This window comes from Neopararhizobium haloflavum (assembly GCF_002750855.1).
Lineage (GTDB): Bacteria > Pseudomonadota > Alphaproteobacteria > Rhizobiales > Rhizobiaceae > Georhizobium > Georhizobium haloflavum.
Window position 1 is genome coordinate 194,333 of the sequence record NZ_NWUC01000001.1, and the last position, 14,374, is coordinate 208,706.

The window sequence follows — 14,374 nt, forward strand, 5'->3', positions numbered from 1 at the left end:
CGCGTCAGGGCAGGCGAAGCAGCGCCGCGGTCAGCGGGTGATCAGGGTTCGCCAGGCCGTCGATGACGTCGAAGTGGTGCCGCCCTTGTTCTTCCTGGGTGCTGGTCTCAATGTCGAACCCGTCCCACATCAGGCCAATCAGCCTGTTCTGCCGCAGGAATTCCGGCCGTTCATCGGCGCCGCACCAGGCAACAAGACGCGCGCCAGGTTCCGGACGGAGCAGAGCGGGGCTTTCGCTGCGTGCTTCGGCGTCGTCGATGCGAAGGGTCTCGTTCATCTGTGTGGCGCACAGCGGCCTCAGATCGTGCAGTCCGGAAATCGAAACGGTGTTGACGATCCGGGCGCGAATGTCCGGCGGTAGCGGCGAAGGATCGGCGATCATCCGGCTGACGAGGTGACCGCCGGCGGAGTGGCCGGCAAGGCGGATCGGGCCGTCGACCAGATGGGCAACAGCTTCGATGGCGGCGGCGATTTCTCGCACGATCTCGCCGATCCGGGCCTGCGGGGCCAATGTATAGGACGGCATTGCCACGGCATGCCCCTTGGCGAGCGCGCCGCCAGCCAGATGTGACCAGGACGATTTGTCGAACGCTTTCCAGTAGCCGCCATGAACGAAGATGACGAGGCCTTTTGGCTCGGCGGCGGGCTGGAAGAGGTCGAAGCGGTTTCGGTCGCCCTCGCCATAGGCAATGTCGAGGCGGCATCGTCCCGTCGCCGTCTGCGCGCTGCGGAAACGGGCGGCCTCGGTGGCCCAGCGCTCGGGGAAGGCGTCGCTGCCGGGGATGTGGGCTGCGTTGGCGTAGGCATCGTCCCAATCGACGATCGGATAGGGTTTGGTCATCAGGGTCGTGGCTTCCATGTCAGGCAAGAATATCGGCAATGACGGTGCGGAGCGCTGCATCGAGGTCTTCGGATATCATGCCGGGGCCGGCTTCGTGCCCCGCCTCGCCGTGCAGCCAGACGGCCGCAGCCGCAGCCTCGAACGCTGGCATCGACTGGGCAAGGAGGCCCGTCACGATGCCGGCCAGGACGTCGCCTGTGCCGGCGGTGGCAAGCCAGGCGGGCGCGTTGGCGTGGATGGCGATGCGCCCGTCCGGGGCTGCGATCACGGTGTCCGCTCCCTTGAGCACGATGACCGCCCCGCTGCGCAGGGCCGCGCTTCGCGCGCGATCGGTTTTTGCCGGAACGTCCTTCAGATCCGCGAACACCCGGGCAAACTCTCCGTCATGCGGCGTCATGACCGTCTTTGCGCTGCGTGCCTTGATCTTCTCGAACAAGGCCGGTGGGTCTGCGTTAAAGACGGTGAGCGCGTCGGCATCGAGCACGATGCCCGCCTCGCTTTCCAGCGCCACCTCGACCAGTGCGCGCGTGCGTCCAGCCTGCCGATCGTCGGCGCCAAGGCCGGGTCCGAGCAGCACCGCGTTCAGCCGCCGGTCGGCGAGCAAGCGGGCAAGCTGATCGGCGTCGTCGCAAGGCTTGATCATGACAGCGGTCAACCGGGCGGCGTTTATCAGCAGAGCGTTGCGGGGCGAGGCAAGGGTCGTCAGGCCAGCGCCGGCGCGTAGCGCGGCGCGCGCAGCAAGGCGCGCGGCACCCGTTGCGGCGGGGCCACCGGAAAGGACGAGGGCGTGTCCACGGCTGTATTTGTGCCCCTCCGGCTTCGGGCGCGGATAGGCCGCCCACCAAAGAGGTGGCGCGTTTTCGTGGATCGCCGGCGCGATGCGTTGAAGCGTATCGGGTTCGATGCCGATCTGCGCCAGCGTCAGCCGGCCGCAATGGGCGCGTCCCGGAAACAAGAGGTGGCCCGGCTTCTTGCGGAAGAACGTCACCGTTTCGTCGGCGGTTATGGCCGTGCCGCGCACCCGCCCGGTGCGCCCGTCGATGCCGCTTGGCAGATCGACGGCAACAACCGCGCCGGCCCTCTGATTGACCGCTTCAATCGCCTCGGCCATGGCGCCTTCGACGTCGCGGTCGAGTCCTGCGCCGAGAAGCGCATCGACGGTCAGATCGAACGGAACATCGGGAATGAACGGGACCGTTTCGCCGGTCCATTCCTCAAAGGCCGTCTTCGCGTCGCCCTTGAGGCGCTCCGGGTCACCGATGAGGGTGAGGCAAACCGACATGCCGCGCCGGCGCAACACTTCCGCCGCAACGAAGCCATCGCCGCCATTGTTGCCGATGCCGGCGACGACGAGGACGCTCGCGCTCGCGGAGGGGCCTACGCGCCGTTCGACGGCGTCCGCGACGGCTGTTCCGGCGGCGCGCATCAGTGCGATGCCCGGCACGCCGCTTTGGATTGTCAGGCGGTCGGCCTTGCCCATCTCTTCCGGCGTCAGAAGTTCATGCATCTCCCTACTTTCCTGCTTGGTCGCATGGCGATGAATCTGCTAGCCTTTTTGACGATGATCATATTCACCGATCTGGACGGCACTCTTCTCGACCATCAGACCTACTCCTTCGATGCGGCGCGCGACGCTCTGGCCGCGATCAAGGCCAAAGGTATCGCGCTGATCTTCGCAACCAGCAAGACGGCCGCAGAAGTTCGGCCGCTGCAACGGGCGGTCGGAATCGATCTGCCGGCGATCGTCGAGAACGGCGCAGGCATCGCCTGGCCGGCGAGGTCTGATGGCGATGATGATCCCTACCTTTCGATCCGCCGCCATATCGCCGCGCTTCCGCGCGAGGCCGCCGGCGCGTTTCGCGGCTTCGGCGACATGAGCGCGGACGAAGTCGCCGAGGCCACGGGACTTTCACCGGAGGCCTCTCGCCTTGCCCGGCAGCGTCGTCATTCCGAACCGGGTCTCTTCACCGGCAGCTTGGAACAAAGGCGGGCTTTCGATGCTTTTCTCGCCGAGGCCGGATTGAAGGCCGTCCAGGGCGGACGGTTCCTGACGATATCAGCGGGGAGAACCAAGGCGGACTGCATGGACGAGATCATCGAATGGCACGGCAACGGTGAAACGGGGCAGCGGCCGGTGACGCTGGCGCTCGGCGATGCGCCGAACGACGTGGCGATGCTCGAACACGCCGATTTCGCATTCATCGTGCGCAATGATGCCCATCCCGCGTTGCCACGGCTCATCGGTGAGGACACCGGCCGCATCCGGCGCACCCGCGAGCCGGGACCCGCCGGATGGAATGAAGCCGTCCTGTCCTTCATCAATCTCCATTCAACATCCACATAGGGTTCCGCTCATGAGCGACTTCCATCAGACCGGCGCCGTCGCCACGCTCCACAATCTTACGCGCCGGCCTACGGAAGAAATCGAGCGCGAGTTGCTTGCCTTCTCGCAGAACAGGCCGATCTCGCTCATCCTGCCGTCGCTCTACTCCGAACTCGAGGGTGAGGCGCTGCCTGCGATCCTCGATCATCTGGAGAAAGTGCCGTATCTCGGCGAGATCATCATCGGTCTCGATCGCGCCAGCGAGGCCGAGTTCGACAAGGCGAAGGCCTTCTTTGCGCGGCTGCCGCAACATCACCGCATCCTGTGGAACGACGGGCCGCGACTGACGGCACTGCACGAGCAACTCGTTAAGGCCGGTGTGGCTCCGACGGAACTCGGGAAGGGCCGCAATGTCTGGTATTGCATGGGCTATGCCTTGGCTTCCGGCCGGTCCGATGTGGTGGGGCTGCATGATTGCGACATCGTCACCTACAGCCGGGACATGCTGGCACGTCTGCTCTACCCTGTCGCAAATCCGCGCTTTGGATATGCATTTGCGAAGGGCTATTACTCGCGCATCGCCGATGGCAAGCTGAACGGCCGCGTCTGCCGGCTCCTCGTCGGGCCGCTCCTGGATGCGCTGGAGCGTACGATCGGCAAGCAGCAATATCTCGATTATCTGGCCGCGTTTCGCTATCCGCTGTCCGGCGAATTCGCACTGCGCATGGCGACGATTCCCGACATTCGCATCCCGACAGACTGGGGGCTGGAGATCGGCGTCCTTTCCGAGATGCGGCGCAATGTCAGCCAGCGCGCCATCTGCCAGGTCGATATCGCCGACATCTACGACCACAAGCACCAGGACCTGTCTGCTGACGATCCGGAGAAAGGCCTGTCGCGGATGGCGATCGACATCACCAAGGCTGTTTTCCGGAAGCTTGCGACGGAAGGCGTGACATTCTCCTCCGGCACGTTCCGCTCGCTCAAGGCGACCTACTATCGCGCCGCGCTCGACATGATCGAGAGCTATCAGGCAGACGCCGTGATGAACGGGCTGGGGCTCGATCGTCACCGCGAGGAACAGGCGGTGGAACTGTTCGCCGCTAATATCATGAAGGCCGGCGAGATGTTCCTGGAAAACCCGATGGAGACGCCGGTCATTCCCAATTGGCGCCGCGTCAATTCGGCCGTGCCGGGTATTCTGGAAGATCTCAAGCGGGCGGTCGAGGCCGACAATGCTGCTTGACGGTGGACGCCGTCACGAGGCCCGATTGGTCAGCCAAACGCTCTGATAGGGCGCCAGGACCAGCTCGGCGCCGATCTCGGCGTCCACAGTCTCTCCGCTCAAGATATCGGTCCATGTCTCGCCGCGGATCAGGTTGAGGTTGACGAGTGGCACGGCGATGGCGCGGTCCGTGAGGTTGTTGATCGCGAAGATGGATTGCTCGCGGTCCATGCTCTGCCGCCACAGGCCGAAAAGCCCGCCACCCAGTTGCAGTGTGAACTGGGTCGCATTGGGGTGGAACGCCTTCTGGTCGGTCCGAATGGCGATGCGGCGCTTCAACTCGCCGAGGATGACCGCTTGGTCGCTCAAGGGATCGGCAAGGCGTGCTTCGAGATCGGGATAGTTCCACTGGTGGCGGTTGAGCGAGCGATTGTGGCCGGTCCGCTCGCGCCTGTCATGATCGTTGGGGGTCGCCAGCAGGCTATGGATGTAGAAGGCGGGTATGCCTTCCAGCGCCATCATCACCGTCTGCGAACTCAAGAAGCGCTCACGCCGCCATCCGTCGGGCACGCCGTCGATCTTGCCCTTAAAGGCGTCGTAGAGCGCAATGTTCATCTCATAGGGACGGAACGTGCCGTCCGGCATGGCGCGCAGGGAGACGGCGCCGCCGAAGGCCTCCACCGCAGCGATCATCGACGCAAGTTCCTCCTCGCTCAACAAGCCTTCGGCGGGGCGAAGGCCGATGCCGTCATGCGATGCGACGAAGTTGAAATAGAAGCAGCCGCGCGGTGCCGGCGGCATCGTCATCTGCCACCGGTTGAGCGCAGTGGCGTCGCCCGTCAGCAATGCGTGGACAATAAGCGGCGGGAAGGAGAAATTATAGACCGCATGCGCCTCGTTGCGGTTTCCGAAATAGGAGAGGTTCTCCATGTTCGGCACGTTCGTTTCGGTGATCAGCAGCAGCGGCACTTCGGCATAATCGGCAAGAGTGCGCATCAGACGCACGATTTCGTGGGTCTGCGGCAGGTGAATGCAGGACGTGCCGATTTCCTTCCAGACAAAAGCCACCGCATCGAGACGGATGGTGCGCACACCGTTTTCGATGTGGAAACGCATGATGCGCAGGAATTCCAGCAACATCTCTGGATTGGCGAAGTTCAGATCGACCTGATCTTCGGAGAATGTGCACCAGACGTGACGCGCGCCTCCGGCCGTGTCGACCTTTCTCAAGAGCGGATGCGGTCTCGGCCTGACAACTGCGGAAAGATCGGTGGCCGGGTCGACCTCGATGAAGAAGTCCTTACCGGGAGCCTTGTCCTGCAGGTACTCGGTAAACCATACGGAAGAGGACGAGACGTGATTGAGGACAAGGTCCGCCATAAGACGGTAGGCCTTGCCGAGCCGGCGCAGATGATCCCATGAACCGACGTCGGAGTTCACCCGGTAGTAGTCCACGACGGCGAAGCCGTCGTCGGAGGTGTATGGAAAAAACGGCAGGACGTGCACGCCGTGGATCTGCCGTTCGAGATGATGATCGAGGAAGTGGTGCAGCAGCGTCAGCGGCGGATGATCGCCATCGACCAGCGAATTGGCATAGGTGATGAGGATGGTCTCGCGCTCGCTCCATGGCGGCTTGTTGGTCAGCCGTCCGCGGGCGCGTGGCTTCGCCTTGCCCGTCTCGGGCCAGAAGGCGGCGATGATCGCGTCCACCAGCGCTGCGCGCTCTTCGTCCGGATAGATGACAGCGATATGGCTTTCGAGGCGTGAGCGCAGATAGGACGGCATGGTCGCAGCTTATCGCGCTGCAGCATGAAATCAATTGCACCGCGCTCAAACACGCGTCGCCATCCAGCCGAGCACTCCGCCGATGACGGCCGCGACGAAGATGACTGCCAGTACCAATCCATAGCCGCCGACCAGCCATACGAGCGAGCCAAGCGTTGGTGCGAGCGCCACGCCGAGCAGATATGGGACGGCCATTGCGCCGGAGATCGCGCCGAAATTGACACTGCCGAGAACCTGCCGCGTCATTGCCGGACGCACGATGCTGACGACGCCGTAGCTGGCGCCTTGAAGGACGACGAAGCCAACGAGCAGGGCGGGGACCAGGCCGGCGGCCATCAAGAGCAATGTGGCGGCGCAAACGCCGACAAAACATGCCAGCATGATTGCGCGCATCGATACGTGGCGCTGCGCCAGCATCATGGCGACGCGGCCGGCGACCTGCATCGGTCCGATCATGGCCGCGGCCAGTACGGCGGTGTCTGGCGCGATCCCCCGCTCGTGCAGGAGGGGAAGCAGATGGTTGAGGATAACGCCGTGGTTCATGACCAATAGCGTGAAACCGATTGCGAGCAACCAGAATGCGGGCCGAGTGAGCACGCTGGATCGGCCGGAGGGCAGGGATGTGCTCGCTTGTGGTTCGATAACGACGTCGCGTTCGATGCGGCGGGTCGCGAACCACATGAGCGGAACGGCGACAAGAAGGATCAGTCCGCCATAGACCAGCGCCGCCATGCGCCAGCCGGACGCTTGCGCGACGACATGGCCGAGCGGGAAGGAAAGCGTCCCGGCAAAGCCTGCGACCAGGGAGACGAGGGTAATGGCCTGGACGGCGCGTTCTCCCCGTGCGCGGGTGAGAAACGCGAAGCATGGCTCGTACAAACAACAGCCCATCGCCGCGCCCAGCGCGATCCATGCGAGGTAGAACGTCAGATGCGTATCCACCACGGCAAGGAGCAACATCGTCAGGCCGCCGAAGGCCGCTCCGACCGTGAGGACGAGCGGGCCGCGGCCGCGATCGATGAGGCGGCCGGTCAGCGGTGATACGAGCGCCGACGTGACGATCGCAAGGGTGAGCGCGCCGGTCAGTTCCGGCTTGCTCCAGCCGAAATCGCGCTCCCACCAGACAATGAGGGCCGGAAAGGAATAGAACAGCCCCGACCAGACAAGCGTCTCGGCAATGGCGATCATCCATATGACGCGGGTGGGGTTCGGCATGGTCTCGATCCGGCTTGGCGATCGCGCCGTCGATAGCGGACGCTTGAGCGCAATTGCGGTGACAATCGGCCATCGGTGTGCGATCAGGCAATAACCCGAATGGAAGAGGCGAGGATATCCCCTTGAAACTGCTACGCATCGGCGCGCCTGGCCAGGAGCGGCCGGCACTTCTCGACAGCAACGGCATCGCGCGCGATCTCCGCGCGCATGTTGGCGACATCGGCGGCGATGCGCTTTTGCCGGACACGTTGGCGCGGATCGCGGCTCTGGATCCTGAAAGTCTGCCGGCACTGGAGGCGGGCCGCATCGGCCCTTGCGTGGCGGGCGTTGGCAAGTTCATCGGGATCGGGCTGAACTATGCCGACCACGCCGCCGAATCCGGCATGCCGGTTCCCACGGAACCGATCGTCTTCATGAAGGCGACCAGTTCGATCTGCGGCCCCGATGACGACGTTGTGATTCCGCGCGGTTCGGCGAAGACCGACTGGGAAGTGGAGTTGGGTATCGTGATCGGGCAGCCTGCCAAATACGTGTCCGTCGAGGACGCATTGGCGCATGTCGCGGGATATTGCGTGGTCAACGACGTCTCCGAGCGCGCCTATCAGACGGAGCGGGGCGGCACCTGGGACAAAGGGAAGGGCTGCGACACCTTCGGACCCATCGGGCCGTGGCTGGTGACTGCCGATGACGTCGCCGATCCGCAGTCGCTCGACCTATGGCTGGAGGTCGACGGCGAACGGGTCCAGAACGGAAACACCCGAACCATGATCTTCTCCGTCGCCGAGATCGTCAGCTATCTGAGCCAGTTCATGAGTCTCAATTCCGGCGATGTCATCGCGACAGGCACGCCGCCTGGCGTCGGCACGGGACACAGGCCGCCGCGGTATCTCAAGGGCGGCGAAACCATGCGCCTCGGCATTGATGGACTGGGCGCGCAGAACCAGCCGGTCCGCCGCGACGACTGAGGGTGCGACCAGGGCTCTGCAAGCCTTGCGGCAGAACGCTTCAGGGAGATCGCGGGCGGCTGCAACGCCATCGGTATCCACCGAAGGCGGTATGCAGCCGGGTCGAGAAGACAGGACATCGGCGGCTTTTTTGATTGATCAATCAATCAATCAAACGGTTGCGTCATGGTGTCGATCGCACCTATGATATATCCAATCACAAAGGCTAACGAAGACAGGGGAATGGGATCATGAGCGATTATACGCGATATCTTTCCAGGCAGGTGACGCGCGGCCGGATGAGCCGCCGCGAATTTCTCGGCCGCTCGGCCGCGCTCGGCATCACGGCGGCGACGGCCAATTCGATCTTCTCAACCGCCGTACGGGCGCAGGCGCCGCAAAAGGGCGGCGCACTGAAGATGGGACTCGTCGGCGGCGAATCGACCAACAGCCTCGATCCGGCGACCTTCCTTACGCAGGTGCCGCAGAACTTCGGCAATTGCTGGGGTGAGCAGCTGGTCCTGCAATCGCCTGAGGATGGCAGCGCGCAGCCGCAATTGGCCGAATCCTGGGAACCGTCCGAGGACGCAACCGAGTGGCGCTTCAAGATTCGCAAGGGTGTTACTTTCCACGACGGAAAGGAAATGACGCCGGAAGACGTTGCGCAGACGATTCGCCGCCATTCCGACGAGAAGACGCAGTCTGCCGCCGCTGGCGTGCTGACCGATATCGACGACATTTCGGTGGACGGCGACTACGTCGTCTTCCGCATGGCGCGCGGCAATGCCGACCTGCCGCTGCTGCTCACGGACTATCACCTGATCATCCAGCCGAACGGCGGCTATGATGCGCCGGATGCGGGCATCGGCACCGGACCCTATCGCGTCGAGGTCAACGAACCGGGCGTGCGCCACGTGGCGACCAAATACGACGGTTACTGGCGCGACGATGTGGGCCATGTCGATTCCGTCGAAGTGATCGTGATGAACGACAACACGGCTCGCATGTCCGCGCTGCAGTCGGGCCAGGTGCACATCATCAACCGCGTCGAGCCGCGCACGGTGGAACTTCTTGCCCGTGCCGCTGGCGTCGCGATCGAGAACGTGCCCTCCAAGGGGCACTACATCTTCCCGATGTTCTGCAACACGGCGCCCTTCGACAACCATGATCTGCGCATGGCGCTGAAGCTGGCGATCGACCGCCAGGCAATGGTGGACCAGGTCTTCCAGGGCTACGCGTCGCTCGGCAACGACTTCCCGATCAACGAGAGTTACGCCCTCTTCTCCGACGACATCGAGCAGCGCGCCTACGATCCCGATCAGGCGAAGTTCCACTACGAGAAGTCCGGCCATAGCGGACCGATCGTGTTGCGTACTTCGGACGTCGCGTTCCCGGGCGCCGTCGACGCCTCGGTCCTCTTCCAGCAACAGGCGGCGGCAGCCGGCATAACGCTCGACATCCAGCGCGAGCCGGGCGACGGCTACTGGACGGAAGTCTGGAACAAGCAGCCATTCTGCGCCTCTTACTGGGGTGGCCGGCCGACGCAGGATTCCATGTACTCGACGGCTTATTATTCGGACGCCGAGTGGAACGACACGCGCTTCTTCAATGAAGAGTTCGACTCCATCCTGCTTGAGGCGCGCGCCGAACTCGACGATACGAAGCGCAAGGACATGTATCGCGACATGGCAATGATGGTGCGTGACGACGGCGGATTGATCCTGCCCGTCTTCAACGACTTCATCGATGCCCGCCGCGAAGAGGTACAGGGTTGGGTGTCCGACCCGAACCACGAAACCTCGAACCTGAAGGCGGCTGTCCGCGTCTGGCTCGACCAGTCCTGACGGGATTGGCCGGATGGGCGGACCGCTCCTCACCATGATCGTCCAGCGCATTGCGCTGGGCGTTCTTCTTCTTTTTGCCGTGTCGCTGCTGATCTTCGCCGGCACGGAAATCCTGCCCGGCGACGTGGCGCAGGCGATCCTCGGTCAGACGGCCACCCCCGAGGCGATCGCCAACATCCGCGAACAGCTCGGCCTCGATCGACCGGCACCGATGCGCTACCTGGAATGGCTCGGCGGAGCGGTTCAGGGCGATTTCGGCGTCAGCTACTCCAACCGGCAGGAGATTGCCACGCAGATTGCCGGCCGGCTGGGCAATACGCTGTTTCTGGCGGCCGCGGCCGCCGCCATCGCGGTTCCGCTCGCCATCATCCTCGGCATCCTGTCCGTCCGCTACCGCAACACCTTTTTCGATCGCATCATCTCGATCGTGACGTTGACGACGATCTCGCTGCCCGAGTTCTTCTCCGGCTACATCCTGATGTTCGTCTTCGCGGTGTCGCTGCAGTGGTTCCCCTCGAGCGCCACCGTCTACGATTCCATGACACTTCTGGAGCGGCTCTGGGCGATCGCCCTGCCGGTGATGACATTGGTCCTCGTGGTCGTTGGCCACATGATGCGGATGACCAGGGCAGCGATCCTCAATGTCTTGTCATCGCCCTATGTCGAGACGGCCGAACTCAAGGGGTTGAGCCAGTCGCGCATCATCTGGCGGCATGCGTTGCCCAATGCGGTGGCGCCTATCATCAACGTCGTCGCGCTCAACCTGGCCTATCTTGTCGTCGGCGTCGTGGTGATCGAGGTCATCTTCGTCTATCCGGGTATGGGGCAATACATGGTCGATCATGTCTCCAAGCGGGACGTGCCGGTGGTGCAGGCCTGCGGGCTGATCTTTGCTTCGGTCTACATCATCTTGAACACGATCGCCGATGTCGCTTCGGTTCTCGCCAATCCGCGCCTCAGGCATCCGAGGTGATGGCGATGTTCAAGACAATGCCCGTCTCTGCCATGATCGGTCTCTTCGGGGTCTGCTTCTACGTTTTTCTCGCTGTCTTCGCGCCGCTGATCGCACCTTACGGCGAAACGGAAGTGGTCGGCGGGGTCTGGCTGACGCCCACGGCGCAGTTCTGGCTGGGAACCGACAACCTCGGCAGAGACCTGCTCTCACGCCTGATCTACGGCGCGCGCACGACGTTGTTCATCGCCGCTGTTTCCACGGTCGTCGCCTTCATCATCGGCATTCTGCTTGGCTTCCTTGCGGCGGTGATGCGTGGCTGGGTCGATCAGGTCTTGTCGCGTCTCAACGACCTCCTGATGTCGATCCCGACGCTGATCTTCGCGCTGGTCGTGCTGTCGGTCCTGCCGAGCGAGCTTTATATCCTGATCCTCGTCATGGCGGTGCTGGAGGCAACGCGCGTCTACCGGGTCAGCCGGGCTGTCGCCGCCGACATCGCGGTGATGGACTACGTGGAGGCAGCGAAGCTGAGGGGCGAAGGTTGGGGTTGGATCATCTCGCGCGAGATCCTGCCGAACGCCGCGTCGCCGCTATTGGCAGAATTCGGCCTGCGCTTCGCCTTCGCCGTGCTCTTCCTTTCCGCGCTCTCGTTCCTCGGGCTCGGTATCCAGCCGCCGGCCGCCGATTGGGGAGGCATGGTGAAGGACAACAAGGACGGGATCGTCTTCGGCATCGGTGCAGCTCTCTTTCCCGGCGCGGCGATCGCGACGCTCGCCATTTCCGTCAATCTCGTCGTCGACTGGCTGCTCAACCGGACCTCCAGCCTCAAGGGAGGGCGCGGCGATGGCTAGCCTGCTTTCTGTTCGTGATCTCAAGATTGAAGCGACGGCCTATCCGCCGGGCGAACCGCCCAAGGACATCACCATCGTCGACGGCATTTCGTTCGATGTGGAGAAGGGCAAGGTTCTCGGTCTGATCGGCGAATCCGGTGCCGGAAAATCGACGATCGGCCTTTCCGCACTTGCCTATGGCCGGGGCGGGGTGCGGATCACCGGCGGCGAGGTTCGCCTGAATGGGGAGGACCTGCTGAAGAAAGGGCCTCGAGGCATCCGCCAGGTGCGCGGCGCGAAGGTGTGCTACGTCGCCCAGTCGGCTGCCGCGGCGTTCAACCCGGCGCACAAGCTCGGCCGGCAGATCGTCGAGTCGGCCGTCAGCCACGGCATCATGAGCAAACGCGAGGCTGAGGATCGCGCCCGCTACCTCTTCAAGGTTCTTGGCCTGCCCGATCCGGATCGTTTCGGTCAGCGCTATCCGCATCAGGTGTCCGGCGGTCAGCTGCAACGCGCGATGACGGCGATGGCGCTTTGCTCCAACCCCGAGCTCATCGTCTTCGACGAACCGACGACGGCGCTCGACGTCACCACGCAGATCGACGTGCTCGCGGCGATCAAGGCGGCGATCGAGGAGACCGGCACGGCGGCGCTCTACATCACGCACGATCTGGCGGTGGTGGCGCAGATATCGGACCACATCATGGTTCTGCGCCACGGGAAGATGGTGGAATACGGGCCGGTTGAGCAGATCATCGAGGCGCCCGAAGAGGAGTATACGCGCGCGCTCGTCAACGTGCGGCGCGAGCGCAAGGAAGAAGCAAGAGATCAGGAGGGCGCAGTCCTCAAGATCGAGAACGTCGACGCCGGCTATGGCGAGGGCGCCCAGGTGCTGTTCGACGTTTCGATGCATCTGCCGAGGGGGCAGACGCTCGCGGTCGTCGGCGAGTCCGGATCGGGCAAGTCGACGACCGCGCGCGTTGTGACCGGGCTCCTGCCGGCCAAGGCCGGACGGGTGCTCTTCAAGGGCGAGGCGCTGCCGGCCGCGTTGAAGGACCGCTCGCGCGACCAGTTGCGGCAGATCCAGATGATCTACCAGATAGCAGATACCGCGATGAACCCGCGCCACACTGTGCGCGAGATCATCGGCCGGCCGCTGACCTTCTATTTTGGCCTGCGCGGCCGAAAGAAGACGGACCGGATAAAGCAACTGCTCGAACAGATCGAGATGGGCGCAGGGTTCATCGACCGCTATCCGGCCGAGCTGTCGGGCGGGCAGAAGCAGCGCGTGGCCATTGCGCGCGCGCTTGCCGCGGAACCAGAGGTCATCCTGTGCGACGAGCCGACTTCGGCGCTCGATCCGCTGGTCGCCGACGGGATATTGAACCTGTTGACCCGGTTGCAGGCCGAGACGCAGGTGTCCTATCTTTTCATCACGCACGACATCGCGACCGTGCGTGCGATCGCCGATTCGATCGCCGTCATGCACCGCGGCCGGGTCGTGCGCTTCGGACCCAAATCGCAGGTGCTCGCGCCGCCCTTCGACGATTACACCGATCTCCTGTTGAAGTCGGTGCCCGAGATGCAGGTCGGATGGCTCGAGAATGTTCTGAAAACGCGCCGGATGGAAAGCGCGGGCCACTGAAGCGGACTGACGATAACGCCATGCGGAACATTTCTGCGATCCTTTTCGACAAGGACGGAACGCTGCTCGATTTTGCGGCGACCTGGGGGCCGGCGACGGCGGCGGTGCTGCGCGAACTGAGTGCGGGCGATGATCGTCATCTTTCCGCGCTCGCCGACATGGCCGGCTTCGATCATGCGGAGCAGCGTTTTCGTCCGGATTCTCCCGTCATCGCCGGCGATCCGGATTCCTTCGCACCGGGATGGGCGGCGCAACTGGGCGTTGCCTACGACGCGGCGTTCAGCGACCGCGTCAACCGGCTGTTTCGCGAGGAAAGTCTCGTGTCTCTCAAGGCCTTCGAGGACGTTTCGGCCGTGCTCGATCATCTTGCGGCGGCCGGTCTGCGCATCGGACTGGCTACCAACGACGCAGCCGCGAACGCGCATGCGCATCTTGAGCGGATGGGCGTTGCCGACCGGTTCGATTTCATCGCGGGATACGATTCCGGACATGGCGCCAAGCCTGGGCCCGGCATGATCCGAGCCTTCGCCGAGGCATGCGACATTGAGACATCTGCCGTGGCGATGGTCGGCGATACGCTGCACGACATCGAGGCGGCCCGAAACGCCGGGGCGCTCGCCATAGCGATCGCGCGCGACGAGACCGCTATGCGCGCGCTCGAGGGGCATGCCGACATAATGATCGGCGAATTGAATGCGCTGGTCGAATGGGTTCGCGTGCAGCACCAGGCCGCTGGCTGACCGGATGCTGTGGGCCGGAAGGTCCGAGCC

Annotated in this window: 12 protein-coding genes; 8 read left to right on the top strand and 4 right to left on the bottom strand. The window is 63.7% G+C overall.

Going from position 1 to position 14,374, the window contains the following annotated elements:
- Positions 1-4: 4 nt before the first annotated feature.
- Positions 5-841, bottom strand: coding sequence for a hormone-sensitive lipase (locus tag CN673_RS01085; RefSeq protein WP_099864969.1), 837 nt, complete (start codon positions 839-841; stop codon positions 5-7).
- Between the two features lie 19 nt (positions 842-860).
- On the bottom strand, positions 861-2,348 hold the full coding sequence (locus tag CN673_RS01090) for an NAD(P)H-hydrate dehydratase (RefSeq protein WP_099864170.1): 1,488 nt from the start codon (positions 2,346-2,348) through the stop codon (positions 861-863).
- Between CN673_RS01090 and CN673_RS01095 the strand changes: the two genes are divergently transcribed.
- Both CN673_RS01095 and CN673_RS01100 read left to right on the top strand, forming a co-directional pair.
- Positions 2,343-3,185: an HAD-IIB family hydrolase gene (locus CN673_RS01095; protein WP_245409725.1), complete on the top strand. Its 843-nt coding sequence runs from the start codon at positions 2,343-2,345 to the stop codon at positions 3,183-3,185. The genes CN673_RS01090 and CN673_RS01095 overlap by 6 nt on opposite strands.
- 10 nt (positions 3,186-3,195) lie before the next feature.
- On the top strand, positions 3,196-4,410 hold the full coding sequence (locus tag CN673_RS01100; protein ID WP_099864172.1) for a glycosyltransferase family protein: 1,215 nt from the start codon (positions 3,196-3,198) through the stop codon (positions 4,408-4,410).
- 12 nt (positions 4,411-4,422) lie between these two features.
- On the opposite strand, the gene CN673_RS01105 is transcribed toward CN673_RS01100, so the two are convergent.
- The gene (locus tag CN673_RS01105; protein WP_099864174.1) at positions 4,423-6,174 is read right to left on the bottom strand and encodes a sugar phosphorylase; all 1,752 of its coding nucleotides are present in this window, start codon (positions 6,172-6,174) and stop codon (positions 4,423-4,425) included.
- Positions 6,175-6,219: 45 nt separating this feature from the next.
- Positions 6,220-7,389: an MFS transporter gene (locus tag CN673_RS01110; protein ID WP_099864176.1), complete on the bottom strand. Its 1,170-nt coding sequence runs from the start codon at positions 7,387-7,389 to the stop codon at positions 6,220-6,222.
- 122 nt (positions 7,390-7,511) lie between these two features.
- Here CN673_RS01110 and CN673_RS01115 point away from each other — a divergent pair, with 122 nt between their 5' ends.
- The 6 genes from CN673_RS01115 (at position 7,512) to CN673_RS01140 (ending at position 14,344) form a co-directional block, all read left to right on the top strand.
- The gene (locus CN673_RS01115) at positions 7,512-8,354 is read left to right on the top strand and encodes a fumarylacetoacetate hydrolase family protein (protein WP_099864178.1); all 843 of its coding nucleotides are present in this window, start codon (positions 7,512-7,514) and stop codon (positions 8,352-8,354) included.
- Positions 8,355-8,584: 230 nt separating this feature from the next.
- The gene (locus CN673_RS01120; protein ID WP_099864180.1) at positions 8,585-10,177 is read left to right on the top strand and encodes an ABC transporter substrate-binding protein; all 1,593 of its coding nucleotides are present in this window, start codon (positions 8,585-8,587) and stop codon (positions 10,175-10,177) included.
- A gap of 13 nt (positions 10,178-10,190) precedes the next feature.
- Positions 10,191-11,150 (top strand): ABC transporter permease, encoded by a 960-nt coding sequence (locus CN673_RS01125; protein ID WP_099864182.1) that lies wholly within the window; start codon positions 10,191-10,193, stop codon positions 11,148-11,150.
- Between the two features lie 5 nt (positions 11,151-11,155).
- Positions 11,156-11,980 carry an ABC transporter permease gene (locus CN673_RS01130; protein WP_099864971.1) on the top strand — a complete coding sequence of 275 codons (825 nt, stop codon included), beginning with the start codon at positions 11,156-11,158 and terminating at the stop codon, positions 11,978-11,980.
- Positions 11,973-13,604 carry an ABC transporter ATP-binding protein gene (locus CN673_RS01135; RefSeq protein WP_099864184.1) on the top strand — a complete coding sequence of 544 codons (1,632 nt, stop codon included), beginning with the start codon at positions 11,973-11,975 and terminating at the stop codon, positions 13,602-13,604. Before CN673_RS01130 ends, CN673_RS01135 begins: the two co-directional genes overlap by 8 nt.
- Before the next feature lie 20 nt (positions 13,605-13,624).
- Complete coding sequence (locus CN673_RS01140) at positions 13,625-14,344, top strand: HAD family hydrolase (RefSeq protein ID WP_157928751.1); 720 nt, start codon at positions 13,625-13,627, stop codon at positions 14,342-14,344.
- Positions 14,345-14,374: the final 30 nt, after the last annotated feature.